At 41.3% G+C, this 17,235-nt stretch carries 18 protein-coding genes and 1 pseudogene; 2 read left to right on the top strand and 17 right to left on the bottom strand.

Going from position 1 to position 17,235, the window contains the following annotated elements; genetic code table 11:
- The 7 genes from ASG89_RS26600 to ASG89_RS26570 form a co-directional block, all read right to left on the bottom strand.
- On the bottom strand, nucleotides 1–391 hold a 391-nt coding region (locus tag ASG89_RS26600; RefSeq protein ID WP_157276821.1), incomplete at its 3' end, for an IS110 family transposase.
- Between the two features lie 256 nt (nucleotides 392–647).
- Nucleotides 648–1,436: a DUF4362 domain-containing protein gene (locus ASG89_RS26595; RefSeq protein WP_057314083.1), complete on the bottom strand. Its 789-nt coding sequence runs from the start codon at nucleotides 1,434–1,436 to the stop codon at nucleotides 648–650.
- A 181-nt stretch (nucleotides 1,437–1,617) separates the two neighbouring features.
- Complete coding sequence (pyrE, locus tag ASG89_RS26590) at nucleotides 1,618–2,289, bottom strand: orotate phosphoribosyltransferase (RefSeq protein ID WP_057314081.1); 672 nt, start codon at nucleotides 2,287–2,289, stop codon at nucleotides 1,618–1,620.
- Between the two features lie 139 nt (nucleotides 2,290–2,428).
- A complete protein-coding gene (locus ASG89_RS26585) occupies nucleotides 2,429–2,866 on the bottom strand; it encodes a hypothetical protein (RefSeq protein WP_057314078.1) in 438 nt (145 codons plus the stop codon).
- A 339-nt stretch (nucleotides 2,867–3,205) separates the two neighbouring features.
- Nucleotides 3,206–3,643, bottom strand: a complete 438-nt coding sequence (locus ASG89_RS26580; protein WP_057314077.1) for a hypothetical protein — start codon at nucleotides 3,641–3,643, stop codon at nucleotides 3,206–3,208.
- 67 nt (nucleotides 3,644–3,710) lie between these two features.
- Nucleotides 3,711–4,061, bottom strand: coding sequence for a hypothetical protein (locus tag ASG89_RS26575; RefSeq protein WP_057314075.1), 351 nt, complete (start codon nucleotides 4,059–4,061; stop codon nucleotides 3,711–3,713).
- Nucleotides 4,062–5,521: 1,460 nt separating this feature from the next.
- A complete protein-coding gene (locus ASG89_RS26570; RefSeq protein WP_057314073.1) occupies nucleotides 5,522–9,382 on the bottom strand; it encodes a carbohydrate-binding protein in 3,861 nt (1,286 codons plus the stop codon).
- Nucleotides 9,383–9,609: 227 nt separating this feature from the next.
- On the opposite strand from ASG89_RS26570, the gene ASG89_RS37920 reads away from it, so the two are divergent.
- A complete protein-coding gene (locus ASG89_RS37920) occupies nucleotides 9,610–9,789 on the top strand; it encodes a hypothetical protein (RefSeq protein ID WP_235549938.1) in 180 nt (59 codons plus the stop codon).
- 218 nt (nucleotides 9,790–10,007) lie between these two features.
- Here ASG89_RS37920 and ASG89_RS38275 read toward each other — a convergent pair whose 3' ends face one another.
- The 3 genes from ASG89_RS38275 to ASG89_RS26560 form a co-directional block, all read right to left on the bottom strand.
- Nucleotides 10,008–10,130, bottom strand: a complete 123-nt coding sequence (locus tag ASG89_RS38275; protein WP_268795663.1) for a hypothetical protein — start codon at nucleotides 10,128–10,130, stop codon at nucleotides 10,008–10,010.
- A gap of 41 nt (nucleotides 10,131–10,171) precedes the next feature.
- Nucleotides 10,172–10,492, bottom strand: a complete 321-nt coding sequence (locus ASG89_RS26565) for a hypothetical protein (protein WP_157276820.1) — start codon at nucleotides 10,490–10,492, stop codon at nucleotides 10,172–10,174.
- A gap of 342 nt (nucleotides 10,493–10,834) precedes the next feature.
- On the bottom strand, nucleotides 10,835–11,305 hold the full coding sequence (locus ASG89_RS26560) for a DinB family protein (RefSeq protein ID WP_057314070.1): 471 nt from the start codon (nucleotides 11,303–11,305) through the stop codon (nucleotides 10,835–10,837).
- A 300-nt stretch (nucleotides 11,306–11,605) separates the two neighbouring features.
- On the opposite strand from ASG89_RS26560, the pseudogene ASG89_RS37915 reads away from it, so the two are divergent.
- A pseudogene (locus ASG89_RS37915) lies at nucleotides 11,606–11,826 on the top strand (IS110 family transposase); the annotation flags it as partial.
- Nucleotides 11,827–12,012: 186 nt separating this feature from the next.
- Here ASG89_RS37915 and ASG89_RS26555 read toward each other — a convergent pair.
- The 7 genes from ASG89_RS26555 to ASG89_RS26530 all read right to left on the bottom strand — a co-directional run bounded on the left by ASG89_RS26555 (nucleotide 12,013) and on the right by ASG89_RS26530 (nucleotide 17,202).
- Nucleotides 12,013–13,503: a hypothetical protein gene (locus ASG89_RS26555; RefSeq protein ID WP_157276819.1), complete on the bottom strand. Its 1,491-nt coding sequence runs from the start codon at nucleotides 13,501–13,503 to the stop codon at nucleotides 12,013–12,015.
- A 183-nt stretch (nucleotides 13,504–13,686) separates the two neighbouring features.
- Nucleotides 13,687–14,439: an AAA family ATPase gene (locus ASG89_RS26545; RefSeq protein WP_057314067.1), complete on the bottom strand. Its 753-nt coding sequence runs from the start codon at nucleotides 14,437–14,439 to the stop codon at nucleotides 13,687–13,689.
- Between the two features lie 326 nt (nucleotides 14,440–14,765).
- Nucleotides 14,766–14,972: a GNAT family N-acetyltransferase gene (locus tag ASG89_RS38755; RefSeq protein WP_414813291.1), complete on the bottom strand. Its 207-nt coding sequence runs from the start codon at nucleotides 14,970–14,972 to the stop codon at nucleotides 14,766–14,768.
- Nucleotides 14,973–15,086: 114 nt separating this feature from the next.
- The gene (locus ASG89_RS37910) at nucleotides 15,087–15,296 is read right to left on the bottom strand and encodes a hypothetical protein (protein WP_157276818.1); all 210 of its coding nucleotides are present in this window, start codon (nucleotides 15,294–15,296) and stop codon (nucleotides 15,087–15,089) included.
- Nucleotides 15,297–15,317: 21 nt separating this feature from the next.
- Nucleotides 15,318–15,482, bottom strand: a complete 165-nt coding sequence (locus ASG89_RS36725) for a hypothetical protein (protein ID WP_157276817.1) — start codon at nucleotides 15,480–15,482, stop codon at nucleotides 15,318–15,320.
- A 147-nt stretch (nucleotides 15,483–15,629) separates the two neighbouring features.
- On the bottom strand, nucleotides 15,630–16,145 hold the full coding sequence (locus tag ASG89_RS26535; protein ID WP_057314063.1) for a hypothetical protein: 516 nt from the start codon (nucleotides 16,143–16,145) through the stop codon (nucleotides 15,630–15,632).
- Between the two features lie 205 nt (nucleotides 16,146–16,350).
- Nucleotides 16,351–17,202: a phosphotransferase family protein gene (locus ASG89_RS26530; protein WP_157276816.1), complete on the bottom strand. Its 852-nt coding sequence runs from the start codon at nucleotides 17,200–17,202 to the stop codon at nucleotides 16,351–16,353.
- Nucleotides 17,203–17,235: the final 33 nt, after the last annotated feature.

Below are 17,235 nucleotides of genomic sequence, written 5' to 3'. Positions count from 1 at the left end.
CCAGCTGTGCGATCACTTTCGCATCTTTAATGTCATTCTTTGTTGGAGAATTGTCATCTAATTCTTTACTTTTCTTCACGTGCAGTGGATTCACTACASCGTATTTCACTTGCTTTTCTTTTAGAAAATGAGCAAGGTTCAGCCAGTAGTGGCCCGTTGGTTCCATGCCAACGATAACGTCTTGGAGTCCTTGTTCCATTGAAATCTCCTGGAACCAACTCATGAACAACTCAAAGCCTTCTCTATTGTTTTCAAACGAAATTGGCTTCCCGAACTCAACTCCGCGGAAGTCTTGTGCACGAGCCACATGTTTGAATTTTGCGATGTCGACACCGATAATTAAAGTAGAAGAAGTGATTTGATTAATTCTTTCATTTTGAGTAGAATGCATGTTGTAGTCTCCTTGGTTTTGTTTTTGGATCCGACGCTGGCCAGCATCTGGGACCCATAAACATCATACCAAGGAGTCTTTTTGNTTCATTTTGAGTAGAATGCATGTTGTAGTCTCCTTGGTTTTGTTTTTGGATCCGACGCTGGCCAGCATCTGGGACCCATAAACATCATACCAAGGAGTCTTTTTGTTTTTCAAACCTCATATTTCTACATAATAGGAATCCTGCCTGTTAGCGGGGCGAAGGGCTACCTTCCTAAGGGATCGTATTAACAATCTCAATAATTGTATTAGCCAAAACAGTCATTATTTTATTGTCCTCATTACTTGTGCAATCTGACCAGTTATATTCACGAACCGCACCATTGATTTTAACTTTTAAATAGAAATCAGGTTTCTCAGTGCATGTTGCAAATTTCTTTTCACTTAAATAATTGGAGAGCACCATTTTTTTATATATTTTTTGCCGTTCTTCATTATTCAGCTGAAAATCACTCACACCTAGCATTTGACTATTTTTTAGGTCTTTCACCAATTTCATATCTATCGTATTAATCTCATTTGCTTGATTATCACCATATTTAAGCTGAAATTGGAACAGGTCTTGTTTCGATACGTCATATGAAAGGTATAAAACATCAATGCTTTTCACTTCACCAGAACAACCCTTTAAGGTATATTTCATTTCTGTATTCGTTTCAGTTTTTTCAAAGTTTTCACATGCGTATGTTGTTACTTTGCCTGCTCCGAATTTATCTTGCGTAGTATCATATTGAAGCTCGAAGTTACCATCGCGGTACTTGATGTTGTGATAAATAGGGTCGCCTTCAATCGTGTAATGAGAAATGCTAATAGAGACGTTTTCTTTTTCTATAACTTTTTTAGCAAAGTCGTCCATTTTGAAGAGGTTAGAAACACTTCCGTGGATATCAACCACGTCAGCATTATTTTTTAATGTTCCTTGGGGTTGGTCAATGGCTTTTATATTTGAACAACCTGACAATATGCTCATAGCAAAAGCAAAGATCATTAACTTTTTGAGCAATTTAAAACCTCCCTTACACATATACATTATTGACGAGTAAAAATTACATTTTGTTCCATAATAGGTGGGAGAAATGGTCTTCTGCCCGTTACTTTAATAGGCTACCGTATTAATAACGGTAGCCTGTCTGTTATGTGTGGAACTATCGTGTCCCGATAGTGAAATTGAAACTGAGTACCAGCTATCTAACTCCATAAAGATTAAGATAATCTTCCATTTTATTTTTCATTAATCCATCAATTACAATTTTTCCGTCAATCTCACGATTATGTAGATATGAGAGGACATCCTCTATGGTTACAATGGCACTGGTGTGTATACCATAATCATCATTTAATTCCTGAATCGTCGATTTATTGCCCAAACCTCTCTCTAATCGATCGACTGAAACGAATAAATTTGTGATCTTTACGTCCGCTGTGTTGTTAAGTAAGGTTATACTTTCTCTTACTGCTGTGCCCGCGGTTATTACATCTTCAATGATTGCAATACGATCGTTATTTCGAGGTATATACCCAATGATTTGCCCTCCTTCACCATGATCTTTTTTCTCTTTTCGGTTAAATGTTACTGAAATATCTCTATTGTATTTATTATATAGAGCAGTAGCAGAAGCTACTGCCAAAGGAATCCCCTTGTAGGCAGGACCAAACAGAACATTTACTGATAGATCCAATTGAGATTGTATACAATCAGCATAGTATTCGCCTAAAGTAGCGATTTGCTTCGCAGTTTGAAAGTTCCCTGTGTTTATCATGTATGGTGTTTCTCTACCGCTCTTGGCTACAAAGTCACCGAATATTAGAACATTTGATTTAACCATAAATTCAATAAAATCACCCTTAATACTCATTTCAACATATCCCCCTAAAATGATTATACTTCTCTCATATGTTAACACATATTGGAAGTAACCTGCCCGTTAGGTTAGCGAAAGGCTGCCATCGTGCCGGCAGCCTCCCATTGCAGTGATTGAACAAACGTTCCCTTTATCATTCCTCGTTAGAATTTCCTGTAGATGGATAATTTTCTGTTTCTGACAGTCGTTCTCTAATTTTTCTTAGACTCGGTAATAGCTCATTTACAAGAATCTTATTGTTGGGATCGTCATAGTTTTTAAAATTAATATTCGCAAAATATTTACTCTTAATTCTCATGAGCTCTTTCTTTATCATCTCTTGATTCTCAGAATGTGATAAATCAATAAATTTATCAATTATATCCCGTTCCTCATCCGTATGATATGTTCGATTTGTAATAACATACTGTATTATATCTATCACTTCGTTCGCAAGCGCAACAAACGTAGGTTCTTTTAAATCATTAATATCCATATTTTCAATCCCCCTGGTATGAACTGCAATTGAAACTACGAAGACACTGATGATTACAGTTGTTGCTAACAGGGTTGTGATTTTTTTCTTAAACAAATTGTCGTCTCCTTTGGTTACTGCTTGTTCAACTATAGTTTAACCGTTAGCGCAATAAGCGAGCAGTTAATGATTTTGCTTCATGAACCATTCCTATTTGAAGAAGTTCATTCGTGTGGCTCTCAACTGTATTACGATTAGAACAAGCACTATGTTGTAAGTTTCGAATTTAAGCAAAGAATGGCTCTTTCCCGTGAGTGATTCCTTGAAGGAGAGGTAATATCCCTAGAGAATCCTCCGTCATAATTGTAATCTGTAATTTCCGTTCATTTCGAATGTCTTGTAGATATTGGATAGGGTTCGATATAGGAGACTAGTTGAATTTCGCCTGAATTTCGTTTAAAACCATCTTTTTCTCTCGTTTCCATCGGTCATGATCAAACATTTTGAATTCCGATCTTTGACCAGTTCCTTACTAATACTTTCAAAATATAAGTCTTCACTCGAATATTCATTCAGTAATAACAGTTCATCGAAGAAATGTAAGGAGAAAAAGTTAGACAGATTACGAGCAACAATTCGTACGCGTTCCGAATCCATTGGCGAGATTCCGATTACTGGTACTTCATTCAAGTCTTTGACCAGACCAAAATCAGTTAATAAGACGAAATGTATTCCATCCATTCCTGTACGTGCGAACGAAAAAGAATCCACCGGGGTACAAAAATACCCATTCTTCTCATTAAAATCAATACCAAGGAAAAGGCCTGTTGGATTTTCCAAATCCCATTTGATTAATTGTTCAAGCAGCAAAGGGGGCCGGTACTCATTTATCATTCAACATCCCTCCGATCAAACTTTTTCTTAACTTTACTTCAAGGAGAGCCCCATACAATGCTGCCCGTTAACGTAATAGAGTTTGCCGATTATGTTGGCAGCCTTCATTTGTGTGTTCATCGAACGAACGTTCTCCGTTAGTTCGAATATCCTTTAGCAAATTTTTATCGATATATTCGAAAGTTTCATCAAGATCTTTAAATGCTTCATCATGACCTGAAAAATCTAATCCTTCGCTATCTTTTCGTCGAGAAATTCCGACTTCAACTTGAGTAATTTGGATCTCAAAAAAATTCAATATTTTATCGTTCATACTTACCCAGATACATTTCCCGGAGGGTTCAATGTAAATATCCCATCCAGAATATCTTTTAGATAAGATTTCCTTAATTTGATCTAAATCTAACTTTATCACCATATTCCCACCTTTATATGAACTATGCTACCCATAACTTCAATCAACAAAAAGCAGCCGCATCTTCAACTCCTACGCCATCGTTCTCCCGTTAGTTAAATGGACTCTTGTTTGAATTACAAAGAATAATTATAATCCTGCATATCCTGCAAAAATCGCCATAGCAATTACAAAGAAGGGAATTAGGAATACAATAATATTAAACGAAAAACCCAACCAAAAAATAATGTTGGTAAAAACCAACTAAAGAATAATATGACATAAAATAAGAGACTTAAGCAAAGTAACAATAAATTCCCCAGTCAATACTCACCTCTTTACACCACATTAAAATCTTTTATTTTAAATAATACTGTCATTTTTATATTAGTACACATTGGAAGTATCCTGCCCGATCGTAATGCCCGTTACAATTCATAAAGCAAACAGTGCTCTTCAGAAGAGCACTGTTTGTTGTTTACTATTGTAAATTTGACTAACGAACTCTATTTTCCACTAAATCACTTTATTTTCCACTAACGATCTTTATTTTCCTTGATCACCACTAACGATCTTTATTTTCCTTAATCACTTGATCAATTACTCAATTTTTTCCAGATCCTTTTGTAACATACTCGCATTACTTCTTGTCTCTTGTCAATCGAGAAAAAATGCCGGTTAATTAAGTATATATTTATTCCTCCTTACACCTTACACCGACCACTGAAAATGTGCTCCTGCCTCCAACTCAAAAAGGATACCAGGATTGGTAGCACGTTTCCGCAATCAGTCTTCGTGAAATGAAGTTAACTCAAAAGCCACAAAAGGAGCTGTCTTGAAGCAATCTCCTTAACTATTCTTTCCAGTAGTTGAACATAATCAGCCGATTTATGGCGGGTTACTTTTGTAACAGTGTGAGCCTGTATTTTACATCTCTTTGTTCCAATAGTAACTTGTAACGAAACCCGAATTTTGGGACATAAAGATGTATTATATTATGTTTAATTGACCAATAATCTGTATCGTCTAGCAACTACGGGGAATGTATCATCTTCGTGTCCTTTATTGGAAAACGATACAACTTCTTGTCTTTTAGAAAGGACAAGAAGTTATATCCATAAAATAAAAAAAACGCGTAAAACGCGGCACATTATGCATATATGTTCTTGTCCTCTTCCAGTTTCCGAATAGTCCAACACTTTATTTTCTTTGGACATCCGCCACGCTAACCGTTAATTCAATCTCCCCTGCCCGCCCTGGCTGTTGGATAAGGATATCCCCCTTCCTCGTGGCACCGCGTGTATCATTCAACTGTTCGAATCACTCACATGCATATGTGCATCGCATATGTGCATAGAGCGGACTTTTCATTTAAATCAACACAAGAAGCTGTCCACGTAGACTGGGTTATCACCACTGAGCTACCCCTAAAATGAGAAAAATCACCTTCTCCTTTGCAAAAAAGAAGAGGGTGATTTTGTCGTTTATTCCACTGGATTCGGCATCACTGTAAAGTTATCGATAGAGCTTTCGCTGTTGAAACTTCTAACTCCAATTTTACCATGCATGAAAGCAGTATCGCTCTGATCTGTGTAATCAATAAGGGGGTTTTCCATGTCCCCAACATAAACCTTGATCCTAGTGCCGCTTGCAACTATCTTCATATGCTGCCAATTGCCAACCATGTCGGTTAGCGCTGTGCTAGTCAGCTCCTTGAAATTATAATTGAATTTACCCAGATGTACGCCGTCTGCGGCCAGGTAGGCCATGTACCCCTGAAGGAAATCGTTTCTGTTTTGCCCTAATAACGTTCCGTCAGCTGGATTGTTTACTCGGAAAATGATACCTGTGTTACCTCCAGCTTGCGTATTTGCGCCCAACTTGATATCCGTCTCAACGGTATAGTCTGACCAGTTGCTGTCGCCGATGACCGATTTCGGATACCCTTTCGGTTGAGATTTATATACGCCTTGTTTGGGAACGATCGGGTCATTATGGAAACGGAAGCTGTAAAAGTCGAATTCGCCGGTTACAATTTCCACTTTGATGGTGTGATTGCCCGCGGGAAGGGTAACCAACCCTTCTTTCGTTACCGTCATCCACTCGTGGAAACCGCCAGTGTTTGGAACATTGATGATACCGGTAAGGTCGGTAGTATCATCAAGCCAAAATCTGATTTGACTGCTATCCAAGCCCGTAGCCAGTTTGAAATCCAGTTTGTATGTACCGGCTTCGGCAACATTCACATTGTATTTCAACCATTCGCCGGTCTGGTTCCAACCCGTCGTGTATCCTTCCGGGAGCAAACGTATATCGACGTCATCGGTACGGTATAGACCACGGATGTTACCCGGCGTGTTGTCATGGTACGCGATACCTTCCCCTCCATTCATGTAATCCACGGCATGAACGGTCCCGGGAAGCATTGCTGCTTCATTAGATGTATTGAACGATAGGCTTGTAAAATCATATTCGCCTTGGACGATTTCGACCTTGATTGTATGATCACCTTCCGGAAGTGTTAAGTCACCAACCTTGACATTTTTCCAGCTATTCCAGCCCCCGGTATTGGGGATATCCACGACACCGGTCAAATCAGTCGTATCATCAAGCCACAAACGGATTTTCCCTCCGTTAAGCGCTGTTGCGACCCTGACACTGGCGGTATAGACAGTTGGCTTGGTAACGTTGACGTTATACTTCAACCACTCTCCAGTCTGGCCCCAACCGACGTTCCAGCCTCCTAGCGGATTGACCCGAATGTCAACCCTATCATTGCGATATAGGCCGCCAATATTCGTGGGCGTATTGTCATGGTAACCGACACCGTCGCCACCCGTGTTATAATGAACGGCTTCAACAATGCCCGGGAGTGATTTGGGAACGTCGAACGATACGAACTTCAACCTCGCGAAGTCATACTCGCCTTTAAGCGTTTCGAAGGTAATCGTATGCAGGCCTCCAGGCAAATAAACGTTTTGGGAGACCGTTGTCTGCCAGTTATTCCAGCCTCCGGTACTCGGTATATTGATCGCACCGGTCAGATCCGTTTGATCGTCCAGCCATATGCGCGCTTGATTATCGGCGAACGTCGTTGCTGCCGTTACTTCGATCTTGTACATTCCCGCGCGTTTCACATCAATATTGTATTTGAGCCATTCGCCGGCCTGGTTCCAACCGACGTTAAGCCCATTGAAATTGGCGTTTGTTCGGATATCGACGGAATCGCCTCGATAAGTACCTCCGATGTTATCGGAAGTGTTGTCATGGTAAGCTATTCCTTCTCCGCCTGTGTTGTAGAAAGGCGCTTCGACGATTCCCGGGACCGGCTTGGGAAGGTCAAACGGAGGCGCTTCCCCGGTATTTACCCGCCAGCCCAGTTCAAATTTCTTCCAGTCGAAATCGTTGCCGTCATTGAAATCATCGGAAATGGGCGTCGTTGCAACAGAGCGGTTGAACTTCAGAGAGGTAAAATCGAACGTTCCCCCGACGGCTTTCACTTTGAGCTTATGCAACCCTTGCGGAAGGTTGACACCCTGTATCACCCAATTATTCCATTGATCTGCGCCACCTGTCGAAGGGAGCCGCACGTTGTCCGTCAGTTCGGTCGAATCATCGAGTTCAAGCTTTACTCGTGCATCGGTTGCTGCAGCATACCTGATCAACACATCATAGGTTCCCGCTTCGGATACATTTACGTTATATGTCAAATTCCCCTTTTTGAACGATGAGACGTAATAATCGCCATATGTAGCTTCGGAGATAGTGATATGATCGGCATTGCCTTCTGACTTGTCATTACCTTTCGGGTTGAAATGGACTGCCTGGATCTCGCCAGGAATCGGTTTGTAAGCAGCATTACCGCTGTTACCGCCCACCTTGTTGCTAAACGCGACATATCCGAAATCTGCATGCGAATCCGTTGTCGTGTAACCGATCTTGCCCTTGCCAAGACGTTCGACAGAACGGGATTGCTTCAACATGCCGTCTACATAAATGCGATAGTCGGAGCCTTCCTTCTCAACACGGATCTGATGCCATTTCGTATAATCGTAGCCAACCGGTAGAGGGGTCGTTACCCGTTCTGTATCCTTGCCGTCCACGCGGAAAACGGTTTCCAAACGATTTTGATTGCGGTTAAGTACGGCAACTCCGTAATTTTTCTCATTCTTGAAGGAGAATACTGCACCCATCAACGGATTAGCGCTGGTCCCCTGCTCAACTTGCTTCAGGTTGAACTCCGCCGTGAAATTGTCATCCGTCGCTCTCTGGGAAATGAGCATACGAGATTGTTCCGGTCCACCCATGGCATCTTGATACAACGTGCTGCCGTCCTGGATTCCCCAATTCCCTCCGCCGACAACCTTCCAATCATCACCTAATCCATTCCTTTGGAACCGGTCGCTGAACTCAGGCATTGCCGGGTCGGGCTGCTCGGATGTCGTAGGACCCAGCACGAGCATCTTGTCCCCATTCCATACGATCCGGTCCAAGTTCAGATTTCGCCCCGGTTTAGCATGGCTGTGGTATACCATATAATCGGAATCCAAATCGGGACCACGAACGATGGAGTTATGCCCAAGCCCGACATGATCTCCTTCCGCGTCGAGAAGAATCGGGTTCTGGGAAGTAGCAGGCACATAACCAGTAACTGGACTCGAGCTGCTCGCGTAATCCACCCTATAAGCATCGCTCCACACGTGGTTTCCGGTATACGTCATATAGTACTTACCATTGCGTTTGATTACCGTCGGACCCTCGGTCCAACCATTCATTACCGCTCCGGTATTCAATTTCTCTCCGAACGTATAAGGATCAGACATCAGACGAACTTCGATATTGCCGTTGCCCGTGCTGAAGAAGTACCACTGTCCGTCATCGTCAATGAATACGTCTCCGTCAATGCCATTTACTTTATTGCCCGTTTGTGCCGTGAAAGGACCTGTAGGACTGGAGCTCTTCAGAACGCGATGACCGCGCTGCGTGGTGCCAGGTTCATCCCGAAGCAGAGCCGTATACATGTAAAAATCACCATTCCAGTAAACAACTTCCGGAGCATAGGCTCCTTTCGTAACTGGTTCCGTAGCGCACAAACCGCGATATTCCCAATGCACTAGGTCTTCCGACGACCAAACCTTCACACCTGGCTTATCGTCCACCGTACTGGTGTACAGGTAGTAGACTCCGTTAAATTTCAAGATGAACGGATCGCCTTCCCCATAAAAAATCCCAGTATCCCAACGCCATGAGTCCGGTACAATTTGCGGATTGCTGTAAGCGAATCCTGATGCTGGAAAAGACATGATCAAGACAAAAGCGAGCAGTCCCGTCAACCATTTTTTCATTTACTATCAGCTCCTATTCATAGTTTAATAATCCGCCGCTAGACGCTCGTGAACGAACGATGTACCGTGGAGCGATCCCCCTCATTAGGAAAGATTGATCTCCCTAATTTTATCAAGTGGCACCTTCGGTCTGCGCTCTTCAGTCAAGGGCCTATTCACCTCTTGCTGGCCGTCGGTAATTGCGTGTAGCAGTACCCTACAATATAATCCGTAAGCTTGATTGCTTCGTGACACAACCGTTTCGACCGTTCACGCGATCGATCAGCATGAGTTCCATCGTTGCCCGTCCACTCGGACTGCACGGTAATTTCCCGAATCCACTAATGCGAATAGGGCATCCAGTGAAGAAGTCTCGGTTGGCAGGCTCCCACTTGTCTCCGGATGTCGAAAAAGAAAGCGCTTTCTAAGGGTTAATTATATTATAGTTATTTTTCTTTCACGATGGTTCTAAATATATGACATTTCATTCTATTTTTTTGACTTTTTCAGGCTATCCATACGCCAGAGGTGTCATGTACACATTTACTAACGAACTCTATTTTCAACTAGTAAACTTTAGTTCCCTCAACACCAATCTCAGGCAATTAAAAAAGCCCTACGATTTATCGTAAGGCACAAATCAGTTTTAATACAACTGCCTGAAAATATCCATGATCTCCACACCCGTATTCGAATTTAGTGCGCCCGTAGGTTCATCCCCCAGAATGATCGGAGGATCTACCTTAACTCCAATTAAGCTTGACTTCATGTCCCGTACGGGAAGATTCATAGATCGCATCCAGTACCAAGTTATTCGTAAAACCACTCAGTGCAGAAGTAATTGGCTCTTTTCCTTCCCCGTATGCATGACAAGAAGTGACGGCACATCCGAATCCGATCACCTTCATCGTTATCTGGTGTATTTAGGTCCAAATCGATTGATCGGTTAAACTTCTCTGTATACAACATTCCATGTGGTCCTCTGTAGCTTGCTCCACCTTCTGTACCCATTAGATGAATGAATGGCTCGTTATCCGTCTCCAAATGTGCGGCCCAACTCACATCGAGCGATAAAGTGCTGCCATCTTCCATTTTGAGCAATGCTGTAGCCAAATCTTCCACATCATACACACCCTCAATTGGGCTTACCCCGGCATCCGGCGTTCCCTCTAACTGAATTTACTAAATCATAAGATAGGAATAGGTAAGGCTTCGATATTATCGCTACCTGTTCCCCTCCGCCACACCGTGCAGGCCACTTTCATAAACGTTCCTTCTCAAAAAAGAAGTGATATAGGGTATTTTTTGACTGTCATCAAAGTTTATCACCTGTCCCTTATTTTACCATAACAAAATCAGACCACTACTACGCTCCCTTTCGTTGAGAAAAGGCTGCCGGTTTGCTGGGCGGCCCTTGACTTGAAGGTAATTAAGCTAAAGTTCCTCGTTAGCTCAATCTTTCTTTCTTAAACTTCAATCCCAAACTTTTGGCCGCTTTAATCCGGCTAATCTTAAATAATCTAAAAGTTGACCTGAATGGACTGCTTCATGGTATGCAATTCTCATAAGCATGTCGCCTAATGATCGAATGTACCCTACGTCTTTTCTATCAATCTGGATTCTTGTTAAATCCTCTGGTGTATAGGATTTTACTGTATCCATAAATTCATTCCGATAGGTTTCTGAAAAGTTGAGTTCCTCTTTGAGTGTTGTAAAAGTACGAGTCTCATAAGGGGATTCATATGCGGTTAGACTTCCTTCATTCAACAAGGCAAGATGGTAATAATGTTCACTATCCAGGACATGGCGGATCATCTCTTTTATGCTCATTGCTTCTAAATCCGGTCTCCAGTCAAAAAACTCTTGCGGAATACTTCCCCAAATAATCATGCTTCTACGCCTAACCTCACTCAAATTCTGAACTATAGCTTCTATTGCGTTCATAGCTGCTTCCTTTCGACTTCAATTTATTGATACATTATATCAGAACTTACGTTCGTGATGCATCTAAAAGATATTTAGAATTATTCTGCCCAGTCACTTCAATGGAAAACGGCAGCCGTTTCCAGTTGCCGTCATATCGCGATTGAACTATCGTTCCCAGATAGCGTAATGGTTCATTGTGTTATCCAATCAATCTACTTATTTCTTGCTTGGCAACTTCTTCGACCCAAGCAACCAAGTTTGGACAATCATTAATACTGTATATTGTATATTCTGGATAACCACCAAGGGGTGTAATGTCGTATCACAAAACGTGGCTCCAATAGACTAAGGCATGCCTTGTACATGGCAGTACTCTGCGGGCTGAGGCTTACTGGGAGTAAGAAGCTCAAAGCTTTTTATGGCAAAAAAATGGCCGAAGGAAAACCCCATAAAGTAGCGATGATCGCATGTGTGACAAGTTACTACATTGGATTTATGCCATACTTAAACGAAAGGAAGCATACCTCGAATTAAATTAATTGGAAATAAAAGTAATTCATGAAAACTTTCTAATAGTTATTAGCTGATTTAGCTTAATGCACGCTGCTCGTCTACTTTATTTTTCTGTTTATCACTTTACTTTTCAGTCTAAAACCTTTATTTTCAATGAACATTTGATACACATGTACCGTTCAGGGTGTCTATTGGTGAAATGTCACTTTGGTTTATTTCCCAGACACATATATCCAATTTCCATCTGAACTCGTTCCAATCACATTTTCATCTGGTTGAAGGATAATGTTCGTTGGTGTTATTTGTTTACTGTCCGCATCATACATGGTGAGTTTATTACTTCGGCCTGCCACTACTTCAAACATCATCAACTTATGCGAGTTGTTAATCCAGGTCCCGTACGATACTTCTTTTGGTTTATTTTGTTTAACGCCATTTTTATATAGATCTCCACTGTTAGACAATTGAAAGACGCCGTCACTGGTCATATTCACACTCCACCACACTTCTCCGTCTGGTGATGCAAGTGGCTTAACTGTACGCTGATCCCAATTGAATGCGTAACGTTCATAACCCCAAGGCTCTGTGTTCTCCATGATAAAAGTGACCTGCTTACCGTCATCATTAAACGAAATGGGTAACGTCCCGTCGCTGATTTGGTTCGAAGGTGGATTCCCCTTTATCGTTTTAGCGTAAACTTCTTGTTGACCGGTCTCCAGATTCAATAAAATGAAATCAAAATCCGTCTTCTGGCCCTTTTCCCCACGTACGATAAACGCATAACGGCGATCTTTGCTGATCCCTGTACCAAATAAATATCCATCCAGCGAAATGTGATATTCTGATCTGCTCTCTGGCATTTTCAAACCTTGAGGATTCGTGTAGAAAAAGCCCTTTGTGTCAGCAACTACCTTTCCGCCCTCTCCTACATAACTAGTATAGAGCTCGACAGGATACGAAACGTGTGTTCGTTGACCATAATCAAATAAATCGTACAGCGCTTTACTTCTAGCATCGCACTCGCAGTAATAGGTGTTTTGGGTGGTGAACATGTAGCCGGCATCATTGGGTACCTTGTTTAAAAAATAGGGTTTATCAAACGAACTTAACTTCTCCCTTGACTTGCCATCGATTGAAATACGGTAAATTTGCTTGATATCGCCTACAGTGGCCCTGAATTCACTTGTTTGCTCCAATTTAGCTCCAGCAGTCGTGGAAGCACCATTCACGGATATGGTGTAAATCACTCGGTTGGCTTCGACTTCAGTTGTCCGCAAGGATGTAATGACCTTCAACTGCCGATCATTCATCCATTCGAATTTGATGTCGACGGTGTTACTTGTGCTGCCCAGTTGCAGCAGATTTCGCTTCAACGTTTCTTCCACAGATGTACGATTCATAGATTCACTAAAATCGATGATCCAGTGTTTCGACGCACTCGATACGAGTGCTGAAGCATTCGATGGCATCCGCGGCTCTTCCTCAAGCATGATCCTTACTTTGTCAATGGGAATATTCGTAGGGTGCGGTGATGTAGTGGAGGTCGGTTCTGGCGTTGGTATAGTCGATTGTGATGCCGATGACGCTGGCGATGATGTAGCGATTGGCGTTTCAGTTGGGTGCATCTCACTCTTATTCTCACAACTAACGATAGTAAGCACAGCTACCATCATAAGACAAAGCCTTGCTAAATTTGTATTCAACGCGGGTTCCTCCCTCGTGTTCACTTACATAGATACAGACGATATTAGTGCACTTTAGTTTCTGTTATTAAACAAAAAAAAGCCTAGCCGAAAAGGCTGAGGCCATCGTTATCTAAATCACTACTTACTGTTCAGGGACTTTAGCGTAGACATTGTTCCGTTCTTCTGCCTGTTAGCTTCAGTTTAGGCTTCAAATAACTGGTTAATCATCTTTTCCTTATTATTTATAAATTCTCTCATAATAACGTAATGATCTGTTTCCTCCAAAGAATTAATTTCTATACCATCTGGCTTCAGATTGTATATAATCGAATCCGGATATGCCATAAGAATTGGGGAATGAGTTGAAATAATAAACTGAGAGTTTTGTTGAACCAATTCATGTATTCGTGTAAGCATCGCCATTTGGCGTAGAGGAGACAATGCGGCTTCGGGTTCATCCAAAATATATAATCCTTTACCTCCAAAACGATGCACGAAGGCGGAGAAAAACGATTCACCGTGTGACTGCTCATGTAATGACTTCCCACCATAAGAATCTTTAAGGGGTGGACCAAAAGAAAATTGGCTATCGAGATCATCAATATTTGTAGCAAGATTATAATAACTTTCTGCTCTAAAAAAGAAACCATCTTTAGGACGATGAGGACCTTTTATCAATTGAATGTATTCGTATAAGTTAGAATGTGTAGATCGAGTCGAAAATGAAAAGTTTATCGTACCACCCTCAGGATTAAAACCCCATGCTACTGCAATTGACTCCATTAAAGTCGATTTTCCCATCCCATTTTCGCCAACGATATACGTTACTTTAGGGTGGAAATCAAGCTGACTGAGGCTTTTTATTACACCTAAATTAAATGGATAGGAATTATAAGAGGGGATAAACGTTCTCTTAAGCTGAATTTGCCTTAAGTAGGAGTTATGAAAATTCATTTCTTAACACTCCAGTTCAAACTTATTTTACTATGATTATTGTTTCTTTTTTTAATCTTAACATAAAGAAAACGGTAATTATAATCACATAACAAAACATGACTTGGAATTACCCAAAACTGCCCTTTAGTTGAGAAACGGCTGCCACTCGGCAGCCTCTGACTTGAAGGTCAATTACGCTATAGTTATCCGATAGTTCAAAGACATAGGTGGACTAATCAAGTTTCAGCTTGGAAATTTGAAGATCTTTAAATAATTATATGACTGGGTGTTCTATAGCAAAAATTACTTGTTCTTCATTAAAACGAATAACTCTCTTTACTTCACTAAAACCCAAGTCTTTTTAATAAAGCACATGAAGAAGTGTTTGCAGATTGCGCTTCAGCAATGAGCTTGTTATATACTTTATCCTCAAAGGAATAGCACAATACTTGACTTACCGCCTCAAATGCAAAACCGTTACCCCAAAAACTTGATAGAAACATATATGAAATTTGAATATATTCTCCATCATAGTGTGGTGTTAATAAAATGCCCTAAGAATGCATCTGAAACTAATTCTCTCACTGTCCGATATTGGCAATTTTCTTGGGGATTTATCCATTCTGTAATTCTATCTTCAATTTGCTGTGAACTTCTTTGACCGCCTAAGTAATCCCATACTTTAGTATCATTGTAAAATTTTCTTCTGGGACACTAATAACACCTAGTTCGATACTATTCTCATCAACATCTTTACTGCAGGTCGCTACAAAATTGCACCAATTGTTCTCATTGAAAGCCTTTAGGAATACTTCCAAGCCCATAGCCGTCCCCATTTCTTGTGAGAGTTTTTCTAACGTTTTCCGTTTCTTCAATGAATCCCGAAGCATTGTTTCCTAATTTTTCTCTAATATAACAAGTGAATAAACTGTTGCACCCATCTCACCACCTGACATAGCACTCTGAGTTACAACCTTCCATCCCTCTTGTAAAAGCTGATTTAAATCACTTAAGTTATTCTTTTTATCGTTATAATAATGAACTACAATTGCCTTTTGCATGAATACACCTCCCAGAACACCATTGTATCATACATATTATTCCATTAAACCTCCCTTTACTTCAACGAAATAGGGACCGTCCAGACTGCGCGGCAGCTGGCGATCCCTATTTAAGTAACGTTCTTACGTTAGTTCAACATGCTAATTCTAGTTATAAGTAGTAATTGGCGCAAAATAAGCTAATACTCTTTTCGTTCCTATAAAATCAATGAATTTTACTTTAAGTTCTGTATCCTTACCATCGCCAATGATTTCAAGAATTTTACCTATTCCAAATTTAGCATGTTGAATCTCATCTTCGACCCTAAGAGATCCAATAAATTTTAGTTGCTCGTCCGGGATACTTTCGGACTCATAAATATCTACTACTGGAACTATTCTTAGATACTCAGGCGGTTCCGGATATGCCTTATTGGTATTATCGTAATATTCCCCTTCATCGCCTTGAACTCTAGCGCCAATTCTATTTGCAATAGTAATCATTAAACCAATCACCGATTCATTAGCACCACATAGAGTAATTCTGCCGTCTAGAAACATAAATGCTATCCCTTTATAGGTGTTTAGAATATCTACGATTTTTATTACATCATCTTTTGTTATTGGGTTTTGCTCACTAGATATCCAGTGTTCAGCCTTGGTAATATGAAGATCGTAACTCATAGAAACCACTTCCTACGATATTTGTATTTAAAAGAGATGTTCTCTTACACTTTAATCCACCTTTTACTTGCATATAAATATATTTCTCACCATGTCAGCTTGCTCTTTACTTTAACAGACAACGGTGGCCGATCCTAGACCGCCTACCGTCATATAGAGATTGAACTATCGTTCTGCGTTAGCTTAATTCTCTAAGTGATGAAAACTAGTTTAGCTGTCGCTGTATTATATCGAGCAGAGTGCGTTGCTCCTCCTCCGGAACGCTCTCACCTAGGCGTGCCGCCATTAGCGGAAGCTCCCACTTAGCGAGCTCCTCCCGGCTGTATCCGGTCAGTTCGAGATATGTGTCCTCGTATGTTTGCAGTAATATAGTTCTAAGCTGAGCAAACGTCTGGATAACGACATCGGGAAGCTCCGCCGGCAAGACCGCGTGATGCAGTATAATGATCGTTCTGGCTGCATCGGCTTGTGCCGGACCACATACTGCGGTCATCCAGTCGATGACGACAGGACCCCTCTGACTTAAAAGCACATTGCCAGGATGGAAGTCACCGTGGCAAAGATGATCACCCCCAGGAAGCTCGGATAGACGGCTTTCGATCACCTCTCGTAACGGCTCGAAGCCGACGTGACGAATGCCGCTGATCATATAAGCCAGTCGACTTTTAATAGATTCCAAACGACCGGTTGCCTTGACGCTGTGTATCCTGGCGTGAAGCTGAGCCAGCTGACGACCGTATTCTGCAGCTTTTTCCGGCTTACCCATTAGAATCTCTAGCATGGAAGGTCCCAGGATCCTCTCATATGCAAGTCCGGTAAGACCGTCAGTTTCTACGGTTCCATAAAATATCGGGGCACCTACCGCTAACTCCTCAATAGCGGTACTAATATTCCGCTCCAGGTCAAGCAGTTTCGGCTCGCGAAATACTTTAAGGACCTTTTTCGACCCTAGTGCATAAATATCCGCAGTGTTGCCTCTGCCAATCCGTTCGCCCACTCCCATATGAAACACCCTATTCCATTTTAGAATAATATTCCTATGAATTACTATAATCAATAAGTTAAAAAAGAAAAGCCGGTAATCTCTTTA

The organism is Paenibacillus sp. Soil766 (genome assembly GCF_001428105.1).
Classification (GTDB): Bacteria; Bacillota; Bacilli; order Paenibacillales; family NBRC-103111; genus Paenibacillus_E.
Note: the sequence above shows the minus strand (reverse complement) of the source record. Positions and strands in the feature narration are given on the sequence as shown.

Coding starts and splice junctions, on each gene's coding strand:
- ASG89_RS26580 (WP_057314077.1), bottom strand. CDS start 3,643: ATGATAAATGAGTACCGGCCCCCTTTGCTGCTTGAACAATTAATCAAA.
- ASG89_RS26575 (WP_057314075.1), bottom strand. CDS start 4,061: ATGGTGATAAAGTTAGATTTAGATCAAATTAAGGAAATCTTATCTAAA.
- ASG89_RS26535 (WP_057314063.1), bottom strand. CDS start 16,145: ATGAGTTACGATCTTCATATTACCAAGGCTGAACACTGGATATCTAGT.
- ASG89_RS38275 (WP_268795663.1), bottom strand. CDS start 10,130: ATGAAGTCAAGCTTAATTGGAGTTAAGGTAGATCCTCCGATCATTCTG.
- pyrE (WP_057314081.1), bottom strand. CDS start 2,289: ATGAGTATTAAGGGTGATTTTATTGAATTTATGGTTAAATCAAATGTT.
- ASG89_RS36725 (WP_157276817.1), bottom strand. CDS start 15,482: ATGCAAAAGGCAATTGTAGTTCATTATTATAACGATAAAAAGAATAAC.
- ASG89_RS26570 (WP_057314073.1), bottom strand. CDS start 9,382: ATGAAAAAATGGTTGACGGGACTGCTCGCTTTTGTCTTGATCATGTCT.
- ASG89_RS26545 (WP_057314067.1), bottom strand. CDS start 14,439: ATGAATTTTCATAACTCCTACTTAAGGCAAATTCAGCTTAAGAGAACG.
- ASG89_RS26560 (WP_057314070.1), bottom strand. CDS start 11,305: ATGAACGCAATAGAAGCTATAGTTCAGAATTTGAGTGAGGTTAGGCGT.